Genomic DNA, 5,318 nt, shown 5'->3' with positions numbered 1-5,318 from the left:
GCTCTGCGGGCGAGGGCTCGACGTCGGTGTTGAGCCGCGCCCGCACCCGTGCCGCGAACTCCTCGGCATCGGCCGCCACGGCCTCGCGGCGCGCGTGGTCCAGCAGGCCGCGCGCGGTCAGGTGGGCCTCGATCCGGTCCACCGGGTCGCGGTCGAGCCAGGAGGCGACCTCGGAGGGGTCCCGGTAGCGATTGGCGTCGTCGGCGTTGGTGTGCGCCTCGATGCGGTAGGTGACCGCCTCGATCAGCGTGGGCCCGCCCGCGTGCAGCGCCTCGCGCACCACCGCGTAGACGGCGGCCACGTCGTTGCCGTCGACCAGGACCGACGGCACGCCGTACCCGATGCCCTTGTGCGCCAGCGACGGCGCGGCGTTCTGCTTGGACATCGGCACGCTGATCGCGTAGCCGTTGTTCTGCACCAGGAACACCACCGGCGCCCGCCACACGCCCGCGAAGTTCAGCGCCTCGTGCGTGTCGCCCTCGGAGGTGGCGCCGTCGCCGAGCAGCACCAGCGCGGCGGTGTCCTCGCCCTTGAGCCGGGCCGCGTGGGCGAAGCCGACCGCGTGCAGGGTGTTGGTGGCCAGCGGCGTGCACTGCGGGCCGACGCGGTGCTCGTAGGGGTCGTAGCCCAGGTGCCAGCCGCCCTGGAGCAGGGTCAGCGTCTCCGCCGGGTCGACGCCCCTGGTCACCAGCGCGACCGAGTCGCGGTAGGTGGGGAACAGCCAGTCCTGCTCGCGCAGCGCCAGCACCGCGCCGACCTCGCACGCCTCCTGGCCGCGCGAGGACGGGTAGACGGCCAGCCTGCCCTGCTTGGTCAGCGCGGTGGCCTGCGCGTCGAACCGGCGGCCGACCACCATCCGGCGGTGCAGCTCCACCAGCACGTCGTCGCCGGGCATCACCAGGGGCGAGTCCTCGACGGGCGAACCGTCCTTGCGCAGCAGCGACAGGGGTTCCTCGCTGGGCAGCAACGTCCGCTCGGGTGTGCGGGTGCGGGCCATGGGCGCCTCCCAGTCTCCGGTGACCTCGCATGGGTCTCATGCGACGAGTTGGGGGCATGGTCCGCGTCACATCGGCCAAAGATCCAGACGTGCGCCTCTTTCCTGGACGAACGGCCGCGCGAACGGGTTATGGTCGGCCGCATGACGGCGAAGGTTGGACGTTCGGCACCGCTCGACGAGTTGGACCGCCGCATCGTGGAGGAGCTGCGCGCGGACGGGCGGCTGTCGATGCGGGCCCTCGCCGAGAGGCTCCACATCTCGCGGGCCGGCGCGTACTCGCGGGTGGAGCGGCTGCACCGGGACGGCGTGATCACCGGGTACTCGGCGGTGGTGGACCCGGAGCGCTACGGCTTCGGCATCTCCGCCTACGTCTACCTCAAGATCAGCCAGCACTCGTGGAAGGCGGTGCGGCAGCGGGTGCTGGAGATCCCCGAGGTGTGGCACGGCGCCCTGGTGTCGGGCGATTACGACCTGGTGCTGCTGGTGCGCGCGCCGGACGCGCACAGCCTGCGCGACCTGGTGCTGTCGCGGTTGCAGACGATGCCGGACGTGACGTCCAGCCACACGGTGCTGATCCTGGACGAGTTGCCCGCCGAGTTGCCGGTCTAGCCGGTGGGCCGACTGGTGGGCGGGCAGGTGGGCCAACTGCCCGCTGCGGGCTACCAGCCGAAGTTCTGGGTCCAGTAGATGCCGTAGGAGCCGCCGCGGGCCATGCCCACGCCCAGCGCCTTGAGCTTGCAGTTGAGGATGTTGGCGCGGTGGCCGGGCGAGTCCATCCACCCCTTGACCACGGCCTCGGCGGTGCGCTGGCCCGCGGCGATGTTCTCCGCGCCGGGGCTGGGGTAGCCGGCTGCCTTGACCCGGTCGACGAAGGAGCGGCCGTCCTGGGAGACGTGGTCGAAGTAGTTCCGGGCGGCCATGTCGGCGCTGTGCGCGCGGGCCGCCTCGGCGAGCCTGTCGTCGGCGGCCAGGGCGGGGCAGCCCTGGGCGGCGCGTTCGGCGTTGGTCAGTTCGAACACGCGGGTTTCGGCGGTCTCCACGTCGCTCCTGGTGGGCGCGGCCGGTTCGGGCCGGGGCTGCTGCCGGGGCTGCTCCGCCTGCCTTTGCTCCGCCTGGGGTTGCTCCGCCCGGGGTTGCTCCGCCTGGGTTTGCGGTCGGGGTTGCGGCTGGGTCTGGGAGGGCGAGGTCGGTTCGGTGGTGGTGCTCGTCGTGTTCGGCGTTCCGGTGGTGGTCCCGGTGGTCGTGACGCCCCCGTCGACCGGGGCGGGCGGGGTGCCCACCGCGGTCGCGCCGAGGGTGACCAGGGCCATTCCGTCGGGGTGCTCGCACCCGGTCAGGGCCAAGCCGACGAGGATGGCGGCGACGGGCAGCGCTCGACTCTTGCGCGACACGGGGAAAACCTCGTTCTGCATTCGGCGGGATTTTCGGGCGCGGCGGTCGCGTGAGCGCTTCTTCGCAGGGTAAGCGCTGCGACCGCCGCACCGAAGAGGGAACAGGGCGGACCGGGCAAGGGAGGGGAGCGCTGCGGTCGGCCCTAATTCCGTGAATAACCTTATCGCCGAGTGCGAGAATGTCAACCGGGCATTTATTTAAGGAAGATTTAAAGCTTCCATCAGGCGCGCGAAAGGTACTCCGGCGATCAGGTCCGGTCGGCCAGCGAGAGCCTCAGCTGAACGCGGGTGCCGCCCAGCGGGCCCCGGTCGACCACGAGCGAGCCGCCCGTGGACTCCGCGGCCCGGCGGGCGATGTCGAGGCCCAGGCCGGTGGAGCCCGCGCCGCTGCTCCCCCGCCGCAGCGCCGCCTCCAGGTCCTCGATGCCCGGTCCGGCGTCCTCGACGACCACCACCACCCGGTCGGGCTGGTGGAACAGCGCCACCACGAACCCGGTGCCCTCCGGGGTGTGCCGGAAGACGTTGCCCAGCACGGCGTCCATGGCGGCGGCCAGGTCGCTGCGGCTGAGCGGCACGACCGCGCTGCGCTCGGTGCCGCGCAGGTTCCACGGGCGCTGCTGGTCGTCGGCCAGCGCGGACCAGAACACCAGCCGGTCGTGCACCACCCGCGAGGCGTCGCACCTGCCGCCGCCGGGGTCGTCCAGCTCCCGCCGGGCCGCCCGGATCAGCTCGTTGACCTCGCGCTCCAGGGCGTGCACCGCTTGGCGGACGCGGTTGGCGCCCGGGTCCGCGCCCAGGGTCTCGGAGTCCAGGCGCAGCGCGGTCAGCGGTGTGCGCAGGCGGTGGGACAGGTCGGCCAGCAGCTCGCGCTCCCCCGCCATCAGCTGGCCGATCCGGTCTGCCATGCGGTTGAACGCGCCGCCCGCGTCGACCAGCTCGGGCGGGCCGCTGGGCGTGACGCGGGCGTCGAGGTCGCCCTGACCCATGCGGCGGGCGCCGTCGGCCAGGGCCGCGGCCGCCCGGACCACGCGCGCCCCGAGCCGGTCGGCGACCAGCACCGAGGCCAGCACCACGGCCACCGCCACGCCGCTGAGCGCCAGCCACGCCTGCGTGACGCCCCGGGACAGCGCGGCCTCGGGCACGAACGCCTCGACCACGGCGACGCGGCCCTGGTCCAGCAGGACGGGCTGGAGGTGGACGAGACCCGCCGGGACGACCTCGGTCGACGCGCGCACGTGGTCGCGGGCGGTGGCGAGCTGGTCGTCGGTCGCCTTGGGCACGCCGACGACCTCGCCGCCCGCCAGGTGCACCGCCACCCCGCCCGCGCCGGAGGCCAGGGCCTGGCCGATCGCCGCCGGGTCGTCGGTGATCACCAGCACCGGCGCGAGCGCGACCGCCCGCCGCTCGGCGTCGGTGAGCGCCCGGTCCTCGGCGAGCTGGCGCACCACCAGGGCGAGCGGGATGAGGAACGCCAACGCCACCATCGAGGTGACCGCGAGCGAGACCAGGGCGAGGGACTTCCTCACTCGGCCGCCGTGAGCTTGAACCCGACGCCGCGCACGGTGTGCAGGTAGCGGGGTTGGGCGGCGCGCTCGCCGAGCTTGCGGCGCAGCCAGGACAGGTGCACGTCGAGCGTCTGGTCGTCGTGGCGGCCGGGCAGGTTCCACAGGTTGGCCAGCAGCTCGGCGCGCGGCACCACCTTGCCCTCGCGGGCCGCGAGGTAGGCCAGGAGGTCGAACTCCTTGCGGGTCAGGTTCAGCTCCCGCCCGTCCAGCCGCGCCTCGCGCCGGTCGAGGTCCACGGTCAGCCTGCCGATCCGCAGCGCCTCCGCGGGCGCCTGCTTGCGCGCCCGCCGCAGCACCGCGGTCAGGCGGGCGGCGAGGTGCTCGCTGGAGAACGGCTTGACCAGGTAGTCGTCGGCGCCCGCGTTGAGGAGGCGGACGATCTCGGCCTCGTCGTCGCGGGCGGTGGCCACGATCACCGGCACGTCGCACACGCCGCGCATCATCCGCAACGCGTCCCCGCCGTCCATGTCCGGCAGGCCCAGGTCGAGGACGACGAGGTCGAAGGTGGAGTTGGTGATCTCGCGCAACGCCTCCAGGGCGGTGCCGACCGGCAGCACGGCGTGCCCGAGGTGGGTGAGCGCGCGGGCGACCGCCGAGCGGACGACGGAGTCGTCCTCGACGAGGAGCACGGAGACCATGGCGGGCACGGTAGCCCGAGGGGGTCAGGTCGTGTTGTGCAGCCAGGAGGTGAGGGTCGAGTAGTCGGCGCCGGTGAGGCCGGTGCCGGGGTCGACGCGGTGCGGCAGCGCGGGAGCCGGGTGGTGCTCAGCGATCCACGACCGGTCGGCGGCGGTGATCTCGTCGTCCAGCCAGGCGAAGGGGCGGCCGGCGGCGTGGTCGACCAGGGAGCGGGTCTTGTGGTGCAACCGGTAGTAGCGGTCGAGCGCGTCCGGTTCCCGCCAGGTGACCACCGGTAGCGGGGGGAGGTTCAGGCGTGGGGCGATGAACCGGTTGGCGTCCTCGCCCCACGTGGTGGCCCAGACCAGGTCGCAGGGCAGGGCGGCCAGGCGTGGGCCGTGGGACGGGTCGCAGCGGGTCAGGAGCGGGTTGTCGTGGTGGGGCGGGGGGTAGGTGGGGTGTTCGGTGTCGCCGAACGGGATCAGGGGTCCGTCCACGTCCAGGAAGAGCAGGGGGCGGCGGCGCACTCTTGCACTGTATGTGCGGGGTGCGCCGGCTTTGAAAGGGTTCACGGGGGTGAAAGATCAAAGCGGTCGCTCGCCGCTGGGCAGACCTCACGGGAGTGAAAGATTAAAGGCGGTCGCTCGCCGCTGGGCAGGCCTCCGGGGGGGAAGGGCGTGGCTCGTGGTCTCCCCGTATGGCCTGCCTGAGGCAACCACCCTTGTCAAGGGGTGCCGCGAAGGGCGT

6 protein-coding genes are annotated in these 5,318 nt (G+C 73.2%); 1 reads left to right on the top strand and 5 read right to left on the bottom strand.

Going from position 1 to position 5,318, the window contains the following annotated elements:
• The coding region (locus tag ACFV4N_RS39355; protein WP_499677777.1) for a thiamine pyrophosphate-dependent enzyme at nucleotides 1-997 on the bottom strand (997 nt) is incomplete at its 3' end.
• Between the two features lie 141 nt (nucleotides 998-1,138).
• Here ACFV4N_RS39355 and ACFV4N_RS39350 point away from each other — a divergent pair.
• Nucleotides 1,139-1,606, top strand: coding sequence for an Lrp/AsnC family transcriptional regulator (locus ACFV4N_RS39350; RefSeq protein WP_499677776.1), 468 nt, complete (start codon nucleotides 1,139-1,141; stop codon nucleotides 1,604-1,606).
• Nucleotides 1,607-1,656: 50 nt separating this feature from the next.
• On the opposite strand, the gene ACFV4N_RS39345 is transcribed toward ACFV4N_RS39350, so the two are convergent.
• The 4 genes from ACFV4N_RS39345 to ACFV4N_RS39330 form a co-directional block, all read right to left on the bottom strand.
• A complete protein-coding gene (locus tag ACFV4N_RS39345; protein ID WP_499677775.1) occupies nucleotides 1,657-2,388 on the bottom strand; it encodes a CAP domain-containing protein in 732 nt (243 codons plus the stop codon).
• Between the two features lie 248 nt (nucleotides 2,389-2,636).
• The gene (locus tag ACFV4N_RS39340) at nucleotides 2,637-3,914 is read right to left on the bottom strand and encodes a HAMP domain-containing sensor histidine kinase (RefSeq protein ID WP_499677774.1); all 1,278 of its coding nucleotides are present in this window, start codon (nucleotides 3,912-3,914) and stop codon (nucleotides 2,637-2,639) included.
• A complete protein-coding gene (locus ACFV4N_RS39335) occupies nucleotides 3,911-4,591 on the bottom strand; it encodes a response regulator transcription factor (protein ID WP_499677773.1) in 681 nt (226 codons plus the stop codon). Before ACFV4N_RS39335 ends, ACFV4N_RS39340 begins: the two co-directional genes overlap by 4 nt.
• Before the next feature lie 24 nt (nucleotides 4,592-4,615).
• A complete protein-coding gene (locus ACFV4N_RS39330; RefSeq protein WP_499677772.1) occupies nucleotides 4,616-5,098 on the bottom strand; it encodes an HAD domain-containing protein in 483 nt (160 codons plus the stop codon).
• Nucleotides 5,099-5,318 lie beyond the last annotated feature (220 nt).

It is taken from the genome of Actinosynnema sp. NPDC059797 (assembly GCF_042732085.1).
Classification (GTDB): Bacteria; Actinomycetota; Actinomycetes; order Mycobacteriales; family Pseudonocardiaceae; genus Actinosynnema.
The sequence above is the reverse complement of the archived record's forward strand: the minus strand, read 5'-3'. Positions and strand labels throughout refer to the sequence as shown.